The 15,433-nt window shown below is 48.4% G+C and carries 10 protein-coding genes; 2 read left to right on the top strand and 8 right to left on the bottom strand.

The features are described 5' to 3' along the window. Nucleotides 1-14: 14 nt before the first annotated feature. The 5 genes from SHEWMR4_RS19195 to SHEWMR4_RS19175 all read right to left on the bottom strand — a co-directional run bounded on the left by SHEWMR4_RS19195 (nucleotide 15) and on the right by SHEWMR4_RS19175 (nucleotide 7,157). Nucleotides 15-2,018, bottom strand: coding sequence for an MtrB/PioB family decaheme-associated outer membrane protein (locus SHEWMR4_RS19195; protein WP_011624399.1), 2,004 nt, complete (start codon nucleotides 2,016-2,018; stop codon nucleotides 15-17). A gap of 10 nt (nucleotides 2,019-2,028) precedes the next feature. Beyond that, nucleotides 2,029-2,976: a DmsE family decaheme c-type cytochrome gene (locus SHEWMR4_RS19190; RefSeq protein WP_011624398.1), complete on the bottom strand. Its 948-nt coding sequence runs from the start codon at nucleotides 2,974-2,976 to the stop codon at nucleotides 2,029-2,031. Nucleotides 2,977-3,495: 519 nt separating this feature from the next. Continuing rightward, nucleotides 3,496-3,990 (bottom strand): hypothetical protein, encoded by a 495-nt coding sequence (locus SHEWMR4_RS19185; protein ID WP_011624397.1) that lies wholly within the window; start codon nucleotides 3,988-3,990, stop codon nucleotides 3,496-3,498. A 132-nt stretch (nucleotides 3,991-4,122) separates the two neighbouring features. Continuing rightward, complete coding sequence (locus SHEWMR4_RS19180) at nucleotides 4,123-5,763, bottom strand: ShlB/FhaC/HecB family hemolysin secretion/activation protein (RefSeq protein ID WP_011624396.1); 1,641 nt, start codon at nucleotides 5,761-5,763, stop codon at nucleotides 4,123-4,125. A 173-nt stretch (nucleotides 5,764-5,936) separates the two neighbouring features. Then, nucleotides 5,937-7,157, bottom strand: coding sequence for a threonine/serine ThrE exporter family protein (locus SHEWMR4_RS19175; RefSeq protein ID WP_011624395.1), 1,221 nt, complete (start codon nucleotides 7,155-7,157; stop codon nucleotides 5,937-5,939). Nucleotides 7,158-7,312: 155 nt separating this feature from the next. Here SHEWMR4_RS19175 and SHEWMR4_RS19170 point away from each other — a divergent pair, with 155 nt between their 5' ends. Both SHEWMR4_RS19170 and SHEWMR4_RS19165 read left to right on the top strand, forming a co-directional pair. Then, on the top strand, nucleotides 7,313-7,711 hold the full coding sequence (locus SHEWMR4_RS19170; protein WP_011624394.1) for an MAPEG family protein: 399 nt from the start codon (nucleotides 7,313-7,315) through the stop codon (nucleotides 7,709-7,711). 212 nt (nucleotides 7,712-7,923) lie between these two features. Continuing rightward, the gene (locus SHEWMR4_RS19165; protein ID WP_011624393.1) at nucleotides 7,924-10,269 is read left to right on the top strand and encodes a YgiQ family radical SAM protein; all 2,346 of its coding nucleotides are present in this window, start codon (nucleotides 7,924-7,926) and stop codon (nucleotides 10,267-10,269) included. A 201-nt stretch (nucleotides 10,270-10,470) separates the two neighbouring features. Here the strand turns inward: SHEWMR4_RS19165 and SHEWMR4_RS19160 are convergent, their stop codons facing one another. From SHEWMR4_RS19160 to speF, 3 genes are all read right to left on the bottom strand, one after another. Further along, nucleotides 10,471-11,625, bottom strand: a complete 1,155-nt coding sequence (locus SHEWMR4_RS19160) for a porin (RefSeq protein ID WP_011624392.1) — start codon at nucleotides 11,623-11,625, stop codon at nucleotides 10,471-10,473. Nucleotides 11,626-11,749: 124 nt separating this feature from the next. Further along, nucleotides 11,750-13,069, bottom strand: a complete 1,320-nt coding sequence (potE, locus tag SHEWMR4_RS19155; protein ID WP_011624391.1) for a putrescine-ornithine antiporter — start codon at nucleotides 13,067-13,069, stop codon at nucleotides 11,750-11,752. 85 nt (nucleotides 13,070-13,154) lie between these two features. After that, entirely contained in the window at nucleotides 13,155-15,317 is a 2,163-nt protein-coding gene (gene speF, locus SHEWMR4_RS19150; RefSeq protein ID WP_011624390.1) for an ornithine decarboxylase SpeF, read from the bottom strand. Between the last annotated feature and the right edge of the window lie 116 nt (nucleotides 15,318-15,433).

The raw sequence follows: 15,433 nt of genomic DNA, 5'->3' as shown, positions 1-15,433 counted from the left end.
TCACCTCTGTTAAATCAAGGCAGCATGTAGCTGAAGGTCAACATCAGCAGATGCGCGTTGTAGTTATGATTAAGCTCACCCAAGGTTACTAATCCTGGGACTGCATAGGGGCTGACCTCGGCGTAGTCAGTGTCGTAGTAACGTTCGTACTGGTAGCTCAGCTTGAGTCCCATGCGCTCGTTCAGGGCATAACGGCCATACAGCTCAATATTGTGGCTGTAGGAGTAGTAATCACCGTAAGGTTGGTCTGTGGTTGTGGTGATGAGGGTGTCACTTGCGGAGTTCGCAAATTGGTAATTCCCCCCAATGCTTAAGCGGTCATCCATCAGTCCGTCGTAGGTAAACCCAATATTGAGGTCGATAAACTCATCGTCGACATTGGTGTACCAATCTGGGGAGGCATAAGCTTGGCTTCCTGCCATGTCAGACTCAATCCACTGTTGCCCTGCGCTAGCAAAAACGTTGAGTCTGTTGGACAGCTGGGCACTGAGTTGTACGTTGTAGCCGTAGTCCTTCACCTCAGTTAAGCCGATGGTGGTGTTATCGTAGTCGTCGTTGTTGTAATGGGCATCGAAATCAAGGGTCAGCCATTGCAGGGGAGTATGATTAACCCTGAGTTCGAGTCCATTACGGTTTCTGTCCGCAAGGTAAAACTTGCGTAGCAGCGGGTTTTCTTCGATGGAGGTGGCTTCTAGACTGTCATAGGTTGAGCCATCACGGGTTTCGTAACTGGCTTTAAGGTCTACCACAGTTTTAGGGATGGCGCGGATATTCAACTTAGCCCACAGCGCACTGTCCTCAGTCTCTTCACGCTCGGTATAGTTACGTTCAACCGCTTTGTAATCAAAACCGCCGAGTAAGCGATAGTCGCTGTTGAAACGGTAGCTACTCTGCAGTTTGAAGTTGGTGCGTTGAATATCCATCGCCACGTTTTGCTTAAAGGCACCGCTGACATTGTCGACTTCAAATTGGGCAAAATCCCAGGTAGAGCTTTTATTGTCGCGGTCGCTGTAATCCAGTTGACCGTTCAGGCGCCAGCGGGGGCTCAGCATACTGCTAAAGCCGATACGCGCGTCTAAGGTCTCCACTTCGCCGTCCCAGCTTTGCAGAGGATTACCGCTGATTTGGATTAGATTGTCATCCTGGATCATTCGGCCTGTGGCAAGACGGCCGTTAATCACATTGCTGCCGAGCAGATATTGGCCTGTCAACGAGACTTGATGGGCATCGTTATCTGGGGTGGCGGCATACACATTGTCGGCATAGGGCAGACTTAAGTGATTAATGTGGTTGCGGTAATAACTGCCGTTATAGGCCAGCTCACTCTGCCATTGGTGCTGGTCGATGCTGATACCGGCATTGATATTTTGAGTGGTCGCATCCACAGGTAAGGCAAAGTTTATTGGGCCTGAGTTGGCTAATAAACTGCTACGACGATTGCTGGTTTTATCCTCGTGGTCATAGTTGATATAACCCTTAAGGCCGTTAAGCAGTGCATCTAACTCGCCCTCAAGGCCGATACCGACTTTTTCACGCTGTAATTCGAGGTCAAGGGAGCGAGTGTGGCTATCGGGTCGCAGCAATCCATTGTTATGCCAAAGCTGGGTTTGGGCCGTGGCGTCATAACGGGTCAGCAGGCTGTAATCGAGTTGGACGCCGCCCAGATTGTTTTTGGCGGCTTCGAGGTGCAGATAACCGTTGTCCGAACCGAGTTCATCGGCTTGCATCGCTGCGTGGTATTCACCCTGTCGATAACTCACATCGCCACCGACACTGCCACGCCAGCCCGCATCACTGTCGCCAAAGCTATTACCTGAGTGGATATCGTCACTGCTTGCCCAGCCAACATTGGCGTTAACTTCGCCTTGGTAGCCTTGCTTTACAGTACAGGCCTTACATTGATAGGCGCTGGTGTTGACCTGGCTGGTATTGGCTTGCTTAACCGAAAAGTCTGCTGCGTTAACGCTTGCAGAGGCGGCAAGCAGTCCAATGGTGATTAAATTCAATTTAAACTTCATCTCAGACTCCTTAATCAACGCGCAAAATTGCTGCGGCAGGGTGGTTGGAGCCGTGGATTTGGCTATGGCAATTCAAGCAACCCATGCCAGCGCCAAAGGCATTGGTGCTCGGCTGGCTCACGACGCGACTCGCATGACCATCGTCGGCATGACATTGTTGGCATAACTGCGGCACACGTTGTTTAACCAAGGCCTCATTTACACTGCCGTGAGGGTTATGGCAGGTTGAGCAGTTTTCGGTGACGGGCGCATGCTCCCATAGGAAGGGGCCGCGTTTTTCGGCATGACAGCTATAGCAAGTGTCATTGACCGTGGCTTTTTTGAGGGCGCTCTCATTCGATGAACCGTGGGGAGCATGGCAATCGATACAGGTCATCTGGTCCCATTTCAACGGATGGGATGAGCGTTTGTTCATGTCTGCTTTTTCGCGGGTATGACATGAGGTACAGGTCTGATTAACTTGTTGTTTATCTAAGATGGGGTCTTTAGCGGCATGGACCTGATGGCAGGAGGCACAGGCGATTTCCTCCAGATTATGCAAGCTATTATGCCAACCTGCTTTTGCGGTATTTTGGTGACAACCTAAACACACGGTATTTTGCGTCGGCGCGGATAACTTACTATCCCGACCAAAGGTGATCATTGGCTCTTTGCCACCTTTGTTATGGTTACCGAGAGGGCCATGACAAGATTCGCACTGCAATCCCGCCATCGGGGAATTAGAATGGCTCATATCACCGTGTTTGCCATCGAAAATTGCCATGACCTTGTCATTTTTCTTATGACACATTAGGCAGGTGTCAGCGCCTTTTGAAGAATATTGGCCCGCGGTAAATTTTTGTTCTAATAGCTTTTCAAGTTGCTCACTGTTCTGGGCCTTTTCTGCTATTACTGAGGGAGATAATAAAAGTAATGCACTCGCTCCTATTATCCAGCGTTTTATTTTATGCCATCTCATATTAGCTGCCTTTTATTTACGGTATGTATGGTTTGAATTATTAGTTCCCGTAAATGTTACTCTTGGAAATTAGCTTAAATAAGGCATATTAAAGGCTTGTTTAAAAAGTTGGATTTGGTACAAAAAATGGGAGTTAATATAGGCTTTGTCACATGGGGCGGTAATTGATTCTCAATTGAGAGAGATTGTTTTCCCTTTAAATACAGTATTGTTGGTATCATCTTTAAATTGATTGTATTCTGGGTTGAATAAAGGTTTTAGTGGTGTTATTTTATTGTTTTTCTGGCGAATTGTTGAAATTGTTTGATGTCACAAAAATAAAAAAATATTGGTGTGTACTTAATTTCTGTTTTTAAGTAAACAGTTTTTTTAAATTCTAGAATGAAGATATTTAGCGATTGATGCGTAAAATGTTTTTAAGCTGATACTGATATTTATATGTGCTCTTTGTATTTTCCTAATTAAAATGATTCATCATAAGGTAATCATTTTAATTAGGATATTAAAATACGCTCAATGCTATTGAGCTGCAGACAGGGTGCTAAGTGATGGCTGACTAGCAAGCACTTGCGCAATATTGATAAGATTCTGAGCGAGTTCTTTTGCTTGCTCCTCGGGGAATTTGGTTGCCAGTGAAGCTTGCAGTTTGTCCTGCAGGTTTACCAACACAGCTTGCTTATCGATATCTGTGACTGTCTGTTTGAGGTTGGCGACACCGCTGGCGAGGGCCTGTAGCTCTGGGAACAACTGCGCGTTCTTTAACGGGGCTAAAAGTGCTACGTCCTTTAAATTTGCGTCGTCGACTTTATTGTCTAAGGTGAGGAGCAGATTATCGACTCTGTCGAAGGTCTGTTCGCTGCGACTAATTAAAGGCGCGATGGCGGCGTCTTCTATGAGTCCGGTGAATTTATCGACGGTGGCGTATAACAATCCCGCGACGATAATCAGCGGCAGCATGATCCCCGTGAATAATCCCACCCAAAAGTTGTTAAGCCCAGCGGCGAAGTTTTTCATCTTAGTCCCTTATTCCCGTTAAACGCTTAAGTTACGCTATGCGCTTTGTCGATGGCTGACAAGCGTTTACTGCTAAAACTGCGTGCTCAGCGATAAAACGAGGCGCATATCCGATGCGCGATAAACCATAGATTAGAAGCTGCGCTTCACCAGAAAACGCCATTCCCAACTGTTGACCGAATCACCACCCGTGTAGGGCACTGAGAGATCAATATGGGCGACGTTGCCGTAACTGGAGCGAGAGGAATAAATCCGCGCGCCAATACCGACACTGGCAAGTGGGCCGCTGACCTCGTTATTGGCCGCTAACGGGCCACCCGATGCTTGGCCGACATCGGCAAATACCGCCCAGCCGAGTTCGGCCAATTGGTATAGGTTGATATTGGGATAATTACGAATTTCGGCGGTGAGTAACCATTGGTTGTCGCCCTGTTGATATTCGTTGGGATAACCGCGAACCCCAGTTTCATCGCCGAGGCCTTCGGTGAGATCGAGGTACGTGTTATTCGACACACTCGCCCACGCTTTGCCATAGGCTATCCATTTAGGATTGATTTGATAGAAGTATTCGGCCTGAACATTGGCTTGATAGGTATCTTTTTGGGTGGTGCCTAAGGTGCTGGTGGCGCCCATTTCGAGTAACCATAGATGCTCATCAAACTTATACCCGCGGGTGGTTTGCCATTTGAAGTGGTAGCCCACTGGGTTATTGTCGCCTATGTCATTGGTTTCGATACCCAATTGAATATAGTGGTGCCAACCTAAGTTAAAGTCTTCGTTATTACGAATAAGGTGCACATTATTAAGTACCTGAAAGTCGTCCTGAATAAACTCATAGGCGACCCAAGGATACATAAAGTCCCTGCCCTGCGGTAACTCGGAAGTCGGGTAAACCTCTGAATTGGCAAACTCGTGCTTATCTTGGGTAAAACCAGTGATAAAACGCGATAAGTGTTCGTTATTCTTATTGATTAACCAGCCATATTGCAGATTGAGATAGTCGACAATGTGTTCAAACTCGTTCACCTCGTGGCCGTTCTGGCGCAAGATATCGGTGCGGCTATCATCCAAAAACTCCGCCGAGTACATGGTCTCAGTATTCAATGAATAGAAGGGCTTACTGACATACACATGCTTAGCTTGGCCGTCGCTATTATCGTAAAACTCGGCGGCGACAATACCGTGGTCGATAATGCTAATGGGCGCTTCGAAGGCAAACTTATAGCCAGTACGGGATTCATCGGATTGATATTTTAAGCGGGTGCGTATGCCTGTACCGAAGAGGTTGTCTTCTTTCACGCCAAAGGAGTAACGGGTGTCACCGCCCGAGCTACTAAAGCTGGTGGTGGGGAGCAGGGACCAGTTATCCCAGGTCTCGATAACAATCGATTCATCATCTGGGTGGACATCGGCCTCGGGATCTTTCTCACTGACATAGACTTTTGCATCGCGAATATAAGGTTCGGCGCGCAGTAAACGTTGTGACTCATCGAGGTCTTTTTGGGTAACAGTATCGTTTTCACCAAAGGTTAGCTTGTCGCGAACGACATATTCCTTAGTGTTGATATGCAGATAGTTTGCCCAGCGGTGGATAAAAAATGCGTCGGGATCGGACTCATCGAAAATCGGGTTGCTCACCACGACAATCTTGCTGACCTTTTTTGGGGCTTCCTCGGGGGGCGTTTTAGGCAAAGCCTCATCCGCTCTGGCTAGGTTGACTAGACCACAGAGGCAACAAGGTAGAATCGATGCATACAGGGTAAACTTCTGCATAAAACCACTCCCGTAAACTGGATGGCGACAGCTTAAGGTTCTGCTGCGCTTCACAATTTAATAACACACGGGAAGTGGCAATTAGTCAAGGAAACATTTTAATAAGATTATGATTTTACTTAAGGTTGCTTTAAGAATCGGGCTGGAGTTAGCGCCAGCCCTGAGGGGAGATGTTACAGCGTACGTCTTGGTGGTACCACGACGTTGGCAAAAATTAGTCCAGCGATAAGCGACATAAAGATCAAAAAGATCTGCGATCCAATATGGGATTGGTTGAGCATGGTTTCGCCGGAGATCAGCGCGTTCAGCCCTATGTAGGTTTTACTGCCGGGCACTAAGATCACAATACCTTGCAGCAGTGCAATCGAGGCGGGCGCTTTCATCCAACGGGCATAGAGATTGGAATAGACCCCTACCGCCAAGGCACCGAAGAAGATCCCCACAGAATCCCCAAAAAAGTGTCCGCCTAACATGGCGGAGAAGAATGCCACTATCCCCGCCAGTACGCCCCAAGGTGAATCTTGCATTCGTGCCTTAAAGATAAACACCAACGCCATCGACAGGATGGGCACCGCCGACCAAATCGCCCAGCGTGGTAAGCCCTCAGGCTCGATATGAATGGCTTCACCGAAGAAGGCTTTACCAATCGCCATCCCCAGCACTGCGCCAAAGTACAGCTTAAACAACAACATACTAGCGTCCATAATCCGCGCTGTGCCCGAGATCAGGTCGCGTGCCGCCAGTTCTGCCAACCCTAAGGTTAAGGCTAAGCCGGGAATAAAGATGATGATGGAGGAGAGGATCACCACGGGAATATTAATATTGGGGTCGATGCGGGCAATGGCGCAGGCGGCAATGGCGCAAACAATCGTCGCGAAGGGCTCTAACACTTCTGCCATGCGCGTCGAACGCTCGGCGCGGTACACAAAACCATAGACTAGCAAGCCTAACAAGCCTGACCAAAAGACATCGTTCCAACCCGTGCCCATCAACATGGCAAAGGCGGCCGCCGAGGTGCCAAAGGAGAAACAGGTTAATGCTGGGCCGTAGGGGTTGGGTTTGTTGGCTATTTCCTCTAGCCTGTCTAAGGCTTCGGTGAGTGTGCGTTTACCAGAGGTGAGCTCATCTACCAGTTCATCGGTGCGAGCGAGGGAGCCTAAATCCAATTCGCCGGGTTTAACCCGCGCAACATGGTTATATTCTTGATCGGTATCGTGTTGTAATACGAAGGTCATCGAGGTCGGCGAGATTAAAAAATAACCTTCGATTCCGAGCGTCCGTGAGACGGTTTGCAAATGGGTTTCAAGACGGTAAGCGGGTGTGCCAAACTTATGTAAAGCCTTGCCTAGCTTAATGATAAATTTACGCTTTTCGAGAAACTGTTCGTTATCCAATCGGGCTATTCACTGTATAAAAAGTTGTAAGAGATCACGCGCGCATATTAACCTATCTTGTCGCTAAAAGGTTAATGGCTTTTAAGCTTAATACAAATAAATTGCTGAATTTTTGCGGTCTACACCGCGGTGATGTTAATCAAAAGGGAATCGCTATGCCGTTGATGGTAACAGGGTTTTACGCCAGCTTGACTGGGTTGTTGATAATTGCGCTGGCTTATCGAGTGGTGAAATTAAGACGAAGCCAAAAAATCGGTATCGGCGATGGCGGTAACAATGCCTTGGCGCTGGCGGGCAGGGTACATGCGAATCTGATTGAGAATGCGCCCATCGTATTGATTTTAATGCTGGTGGCCGAGGCGGGTGGCTTAGCGCATTTCTATTTGCATTGTTTTGGTACCCTGTGGATTGTGGCACGCTTGCTCCATGCGATAGGGTTAACTCAGGGGAAAGGCGGTTATCATTTCGGCCGTTTTTGGGGCGTGTTGCTCACTTGGTTGGTGACTATCAGCCTAGCCTTAGTCAACTTAGTGCATTTTGCCCAAAGTCTGTAATGGCTGAGATAGGGTAATGGCCGTCTAAGCCATATCCCTAGCCACTTTAGGGGTATTGAGCACATTGGTGCAAATACCCCGAAAAACACCTCGGCTGCTGTTTTTTTAATCGCACTTATCCCTGTTTGCCTGCTATACTCCGCGTCCCTAAATCGGTGCGGCCTGTTTTTGCCTGCACCTTTGTTTGACATTACGCTTTTGGGTCAAAATCGATGCAAGTTGAATCCACACTGTTTAGCCATCCCAAGTATTGGGCCGAGTCCTTCGGCACAGCGCCTTTCTTACCTATGTCTCGCAAGGAGATGGAGAAATTAGGCTGGGACAGCTGTGACATTATTATTGTCACTGGTGACGCCTATGTGGACCACCCAAGCTTTGGCATGGCGGTCATTGGCCGGATGTTAGAAGCCCAAGGCTACCGTGTCGGGATTATTTCTCAGCCCGATTGGTCAAGCAAAGATGCCTTTATGCAGCTTGGTCGCCCGAATCTGTTTTTTGGTGTCACCGCCGGCAATATGGATTCGATGATCAACCGTTACACCGCCGACCGTCGTATCCGCAGCGATGATGCTTATACTCCTGGCGATGTGGGCGGTAAGCGCCCCGACCGTGCTGTGACGGTTTATACCCAACGTTGTAAAGAAGCCTTTAAAGATGTGCCAGTGATTATTGGCGGCATAGAGGCGAGCCTGCGCCGTATCGCGCACTATGATTATTGGTCGGACAAAGTCCGTCGCAGTGTGATTTTCGATGCCAAGGCCGACATCTTGATGTACGGCAACGCCGAGCGTCCGCTGGCCGAAGTGGCGCGTCGTTTAGCGGCGGGTGAAGCCATTGGGGATATTCAGGATGTGCGTGGCACAGCCGTTATCCGTAAAGAGCCTATGCCCGAGTGGCGTGGGATGGATTCTCGCAAGATAGATCAACTGCATAAGATCGATCCTATCCCGAACCCCTATGGCGCCGACGATGTGGGCTGTGCCAATTTATCTGGCCCATCGGATGTTAAAATTTTCGATAACGATGCGCCAAAACCCATCAGTGTGCAGCCGCCACGCCCTAAGCCTTGGGATAAAACCTATGTGCTGCTGCCAGCCTTTGAAAAGGTCTCTGAGGACAAATACTTATACGCCCATGCTTCGCGGATTTTGCACCAAGAGCAAAACCCGGGTTGCGCGCGAGCGCTGTTCCAGCCCCACGGTGACCGTGGTGTGTGGGTGAACCCACCTGCTTGGCCGCTCAATACCGACGAGATGGATGCCGTGTTCGATTTACCCTATCAACGGGTACCGCATCCTGCCTACGGTAAGGACAAAATCCCCGCCTATGACATGATCAAAACCTCGATCAACATCATGCGCGGTTGCTTTGGTGGCTGTTCATTCTGCTCGATTACCGAGCATGAAGGCCGGATTATCCAGAGCCGTTCGCAAGAATCAATTATCAAAGAAATCAAAGATATTCAGGATAAGGTTCCCGGCTTTACTGGGGTGATTTCTGACTTAGGCGGCCCCACCGCCAACATGTATCGCCTCGGCTGTACCAGTGAAAAAGCGGAGAAAACCTGTCGCCGTTTATCCTGCGTGTATCCATCGATTTGCGGCCATTTAGGCACAGATCATAAACACACTATCGACTTGTACCGCGCCGCTCGTGCCGTGCCCGGCATTAAGAAAATCTTGATTGCTTCGGGCGTGCGTTATGACTTAGCGATTGAAGATCCGGCCTATGTTAAAGAGTTGGTCCAGCACCATGTGGGCGGCTATTTGAAAATCGCCCCTGAGCATACCGAAGAAGGGCCGCTCAGCAAGATGATGAAACCCGGCATGGGCGCCTACGATAAGTTTAAAGAGCTGTTCGACAAGTACTCTAAGGAAGCGGGTAAAGAACAGTTCCTGATCCCTTATTTTATTTCGGCGCATCCGGGCACGACCGACGAGGATATGCTCAACCTCGCGCTCTGGTTGAAGGAGCGTAAGTTTAAGCTCGACCAAGTGCAAAACTTCTATCCATCGCCAATGGCAAACGCGACGACCATTTATCACACTGAGTTGAACTCGCTGAAAAACGTCAAGCACACCAGTGAAGTGGTGCCCGTGCCGAAGAAGGGCCGCCAACGCCGCCTGCATAAGGCGCTGCTGCGTTACCACGACCCAGCGGGTTGGCCTATCATCCGCGAAGGTTTGATTGCCATGGGACGTGAAGATTTGATTGGTAACAGTCCTAATCATCTCGTTCCACCAGAAGGGCGCAACGAACGTGGCCAGAAATGGATGAAGGATGCTAACCAAGGGCAAAAAGCCCTGACGCGTTTCTCGGGCAATCAGTTCGATGAGCGTAAGGGTAAAGGCGATGCCAAGGGCAAACCGAGCGCAAGTAAGCCTAAGGGACCTAAGTCTGGGGCGAATGCAACGCAAGGTCAGCAGCCTAAGAGCAGCCGTCCGGGAGCTAAGGCGCCTTTTGGTCAGTCGGGCTTTAAGGGAAAATCTGAGCAGGGTAAGGCTGGCCACCAAGGTCGCGGAAACAAAGCCTCTTCAGGGCGTCAGCACGCTAAGTAACGGCGAAAAAAAGCCACTCCAGTAAACCTATTTGGAGTGGCGCAGAGATGATGGTAAACCAGCGGTACCATCCAATGAGTGTGGCGAGCGTTTGTAGACGGAACGTGCGCCGCACCTCAGTCTCAAATGGGCCCACGGATATGAGGAACGTGAGCCACTATCCCTCAATGTACGGGAGAGCCTGATGAAGACTGTCCATTCCTAAAAGAAGTAGTTAATCCCTACCGCAAAGCCATTATCTTCCTGCGCTTCGAGTGCAGGGTCATCCATGTTGCTGAAATCTAACTTCATTTCGGCAAACATCACAGTGTCGTTACTATAACGGTAGTGCAGTCCAAGCATGGCGAATTGGCGGGTCCATTTGCCTTGGATGGGCGTGCTGGCATCTGTGTCTAAGTCCAAATAGCTGAGGACAATCATAGGCACAAAACCGTTATCGAATTGATAGGCCGTCATCAGCTCAGCGCCAGTAGCGTCGTAGAGTTCGCCGCCGACCAACTCATTGTTCTTACTCTGATGGGCGTTAAAGCCGACGTAGAGACCGCTGGCTTCGCGGTTATCGGCGTAGTGATAGTAATCACCATACATGGCGCCGATACCGACGATTTCGTTGGTTTCATCGACTTGAGTGTTACCTAGATGGCCTTCAAAGTCGCCACGGTTAAAGCCGGCGAGCAGTTTAAATTTATCTGTGAGTGAGTAGGTCAGGCTGGCACCGTAACTGCTGTCGAAATTAAGCTCAGAGTTGGTCATTTCGCTGCCGTCATCATTTTTTAAGGTGACATCACCATTGGTTTTGGCGGCGTATTGCAGGGCAATTTGCACTGGGCCAAAGCTATTACGGTAGATAAACGCGGAGTCGGCACGGCCAGTTCCTGTTAGCCCGCCATCGCTAAAGGCGTAGGCACCGACGCTATATCCGGCGAAGACGTTCGGTAAATCCGTCGTGCCTGCAACATCATAGTAAGCGCCCCATTGCTTACCAAAGCTGAGGCTACCCCATTCATCGTGCGACATACCGACATAACCTAAACGGTTATAGAGGAAGTCTTCGGTTTTTTCGGCGGCCAGTTTGCCACCTTGCATCACTAAACTGTCATCGCTGGACACCATGTTGATGCCCCATTCCGTGGTGGCAAAGGCGGTCCAGCCATTTCTCTCGCTGCGTTCAAAGCTAAATCGTACTCGGGAGGAGTCATCAATTACTGAGGTATCGTGGCTGTCGTTGAGTGCCGCGAAGCCTAACCAACCACTTAAATCTAATGAGTTTTTTTGATCGTTATAGAGTTCAACCGCTTGGCTGCTGGTGGCGGCCAACAGCATAGGTAGCATTAGAGCGATGCATGTTTTTTTCATAGTTCCACCGAAAATAGGCAAGTTTTGTCTGGGGACCTTAGGCACTGTGGCTTAAGGTCCCTGAAGACGGATTGGTTTTATGTTTCTTATCTAGTAAAGAGTGAGAATCGCAGGGGAGACGTGCTCACGCTGCTTTGATCTCAGCTGTTGGTGTTTTATTAGAAATCACCCCGTAGATGGTCCAACCGAAGAAGGTCGCGATAGCGCCTAACATCACTGCGGTTTCACCAGAGCTATAGAGGGCGTAGAAGCTATACAGGGCGCCGATAACCGCAATCACGTTGGCAACACGGGCCTTGTTCGCTGGTACTTTGAGTTGTTTTTGCATCACACCTAGGGCTGCCATGGACAGGATGTAAGGCACAATGTTAGTCACCACGGCGAGGTTAACCAGGGCTTCAAACTGTTTGCTCAGTGATGGGCTGATAGTCATCAAAGACAGCAGGGTTTGAATCGAAACGATGATGGTCATACCCCAAATTGGTGCATCGGCTTTACTGACCTTAGAGAATACTTTAGGGAAGAAACCTTCATCGGCAGAGGCTTTAAACACTTGCGCGATAGTGAACTGCCAACCCAGCAGTGAGCCAGTACAGGAGATAATGGCGCAGGCCATCACGATTTTACCGACCACAGGGTTAAACATTTGCGCAAAGGCTAGACCGAAAGGTGCGTTTGAGTTGGCAAGTTCAGCGTTAGGCACAATACCGGCAATCACGTTGGTTGAAACGATATAGATAAGCGCTGCACCTAAGGTACCGCCCATTACGGCGATAGGAACGTTTTTCTCTGGGTTATCAACTGTCTCCGAGTTAGCACAAGCTGATTCTAAGCCAAGGAATGCCCATAGAGTCATCGCGATTGAACCGCCTAAGGCTTTAAAGAAAGGCATATCGTGTGGGTTCCAAGCACCTTTGTAGAGGTCGATATCGAACCAGAACCAACCGATTAACGACACACCAATCACGGGCAGAATAATCCCCCACACGGTAACGCTACTCACGCGACCCGTAATGCGGGCGCCACCAAAGTTAGCCACTGTTGCTAACCAAAGCACGCCAATGGTGGCAAGACAGATAGCCATTGGGCTTAAGTTCACTTCGAGTAGCACCGCGGCATAACCCACGGCAGAGATAGCGATGGCGACGTTAGCGATTAAAAGCGATACCGCATAGGTGTAGTTCGCCATAAAGTTACCGCTACGACCGAAGGCATATTCGGCGTAACCGCCCATACCACCTGATTTTTTACTGAACATACCGCATTTGGCAAAGGCATAGGCAAGCGCTGTAGAACCCGCCGCAGTCACTAACCAAGAAAGGATAGAAATAGTACCGACTTGGGCTAATTGGGTAGGCAACATGATAATACCTGAACCCATCATGTTGACTATGGTGATAATAGTTAATTGGACGACACCAATTTTATTTGCTGATTTACTCATAATAATGACCTAATAATGTTATTCATTATAGAAGTTTGAAATTGACTGCAGAGCGGGGTTAATTAACTCTGCAGTCGGGTTTCAATTATTTATTTAATACATAACCTAGGGCTTGGATTTTTCCGTCTGGGGTGTTTTCGAGGTAAACACCTTGTAATTCAGGGGAGAATCCGGGTAATAAGTTGATGCCTTCTTCAAGGGCTAAGAAATAACGTTGTACAGCGCCACCCCATATTTCACCTGGGACCACACATAACACTCCAGGTGGATAAGGCAATGCACCTTCTGCGGCAATGCGTCCCTCAATTTGTGACAGTGGTACTAACTCCACTTTGCCACGGATAAACTCGAGGTTGGCTTCCTGTGGGTCCATCACTTTTGTTGGGAAATGCGCCTGACGGAACATTTCTTTTTGCAGTTGTTTTACGTCATGGCTGACATAAAGGTTGTGCATTTCTTGGCAGAGTTGACGAATGGTATAGTCTTTATAACGGGCTTTATTGGCGTTATAGACGTTAGGTAATACTTCAGATAATGGCGCATCTTCGTCGACTAATTTTTCGAAGCGAGATATTTGCGACACTAAGTGTTGCATCTTCGCCATATCTTCCGCAGGTGTCATCAGGAATAAAATCGAATTTAAGTCGCACTTCTCGGGAATAATATTATTTTCACGTAAGAAGTTAGCCAGAATAGTTGCTGGAATACCAAACTCAGTATATTTACCCGTTTCGGCATCGATACCAGGCGTGGTTAATAGGAACTTACAAGGGTCTACGAAATATTGGCCTTTTTCGTAACCGTCGAAGGAGTGCCATTTTTGTCCGGGTTCAAACTCGAAGAAACGTAAATCATCGGCCATTTGTTCGGTTGGATAATCCTGCCATGGGCGTCCCTCGATCATGCTTGGGATAAATGGCTTGATATATTTACATTTTTTGAGCAGTAACTTGCGAGCTTCAATACCGGCTTTAACCGCCTCACGCCACAGATAACGGCCGCTGGCGCCTTCGTGCATTTTAGCGTTCACATCCAATGCGGCAAACAGCGGATAGAAGGGGCTGGTAGAGGCGTGCATCATAAAGGCGTTGTTGAAGCGTTTATGGTTGCAGTATCTGGCTTGGCCTTTGATATGTGAGTCTTTTTTGTGAATTTGCGAGGTTTGTGAGAAGCCTGCCTGCTGTTTGTGTACTGACTGAGTCACGATAATACCGGGATCTTCAGGCGTCAGTTCGAGCAGCAGAGGCGAGCAGTCATTCATCATAGGAATAAATTGCTCATAGCCAACCCAAGCCGAGTCAAACAGGATGTAATCACATAGATGTCCAATACGATCAACTACTTGGCGAGCGTTGTAGATAGTGCCATCGTAGGTGCCCAGCTGGATAATGGCTAAACGGAATGGACGTTGTTCATCGGCACGCTCAGGTGCAACGGCGCGGATCTGCTCCCTTAAATAAGACTCTTGGAAGCAGTGGGCGTCGATGCCACCAATAAAGCCGAAGGGGTTACGGGCGGTTTCTAAATAAATCGGTGTCGCACCGGCTTGAATTAACGCGCCATGGTGGTTGGATTTATGGTTGTTACGGTCGAATAATACCAAGTCTCCCTTCGCCAGCAGTGCGTTGGTCGCCACTTTATTTGAAGAAGAAGTTCCGTTGAGCACAAAGTAGGTTTTATCGGCGTTAAAGACTTTGGCCGCGTATTTTTGTGCATCCAGTGGCGCGCCTTCATGGATTAACAGATCGCCGAGTTTAACGTCGGCATTACACATATCGGAGCGGAAAATGGTTTCGCCAAAGAAATCGAAAAATTGGCGACCCACAGGATGTTTACGGAAGAATTGCCCACCCTGATGGCCTGGGCAGGCGAAGGTGGAGTTGCCCATTTCCACGTATTTTTTCAGTGTGCCAAAGAACGGCGGTAATAGGGCTTGCTCATATTTTTGGACGGCGGTTTCGACCTGTTTGCCATAGAAATCGGTATTGCTACCGCAGAGTTCAAATACCCCGGTAATAGAAGAGCAAATATCATCTGGGAAGGTTTCTTCACAACAAACTGATACGAAAATAGGCAGTTTCAATCCGGTATTTTTAATTTTTTCAACAATACCATTTCTAACATCATCAACAGAGACTACAGCCGCACCCACATCGCAAAAATCTGTGGTTAATACATTGACGACTTCTCTGTCTATTTCAAAACATGATCTAACAGATAAGCTGGCGGCAACTTTTAATGATTTCATCGTTAATTTCCCTTTTACTTTAAAAAGTTTTGGATACAACTTGGCCTATACCTAATTAAAAAATATTAATGGCATTAAATTAGATATGGCTATTCCGTGTGCAGATATGATGAGGC

This window comes from Shewanella sp. MR-4 (assembly GCF_000014685.1).
Taxonomy (GTDB): Bacteria; Pseudomonadota; Gammaproteobacteria; order Enterobacterales; family Shewanellaceae; genus Shewanella.
This window is presented reverse-complemented; position numbering and strand designations above follow the sequence as displayed.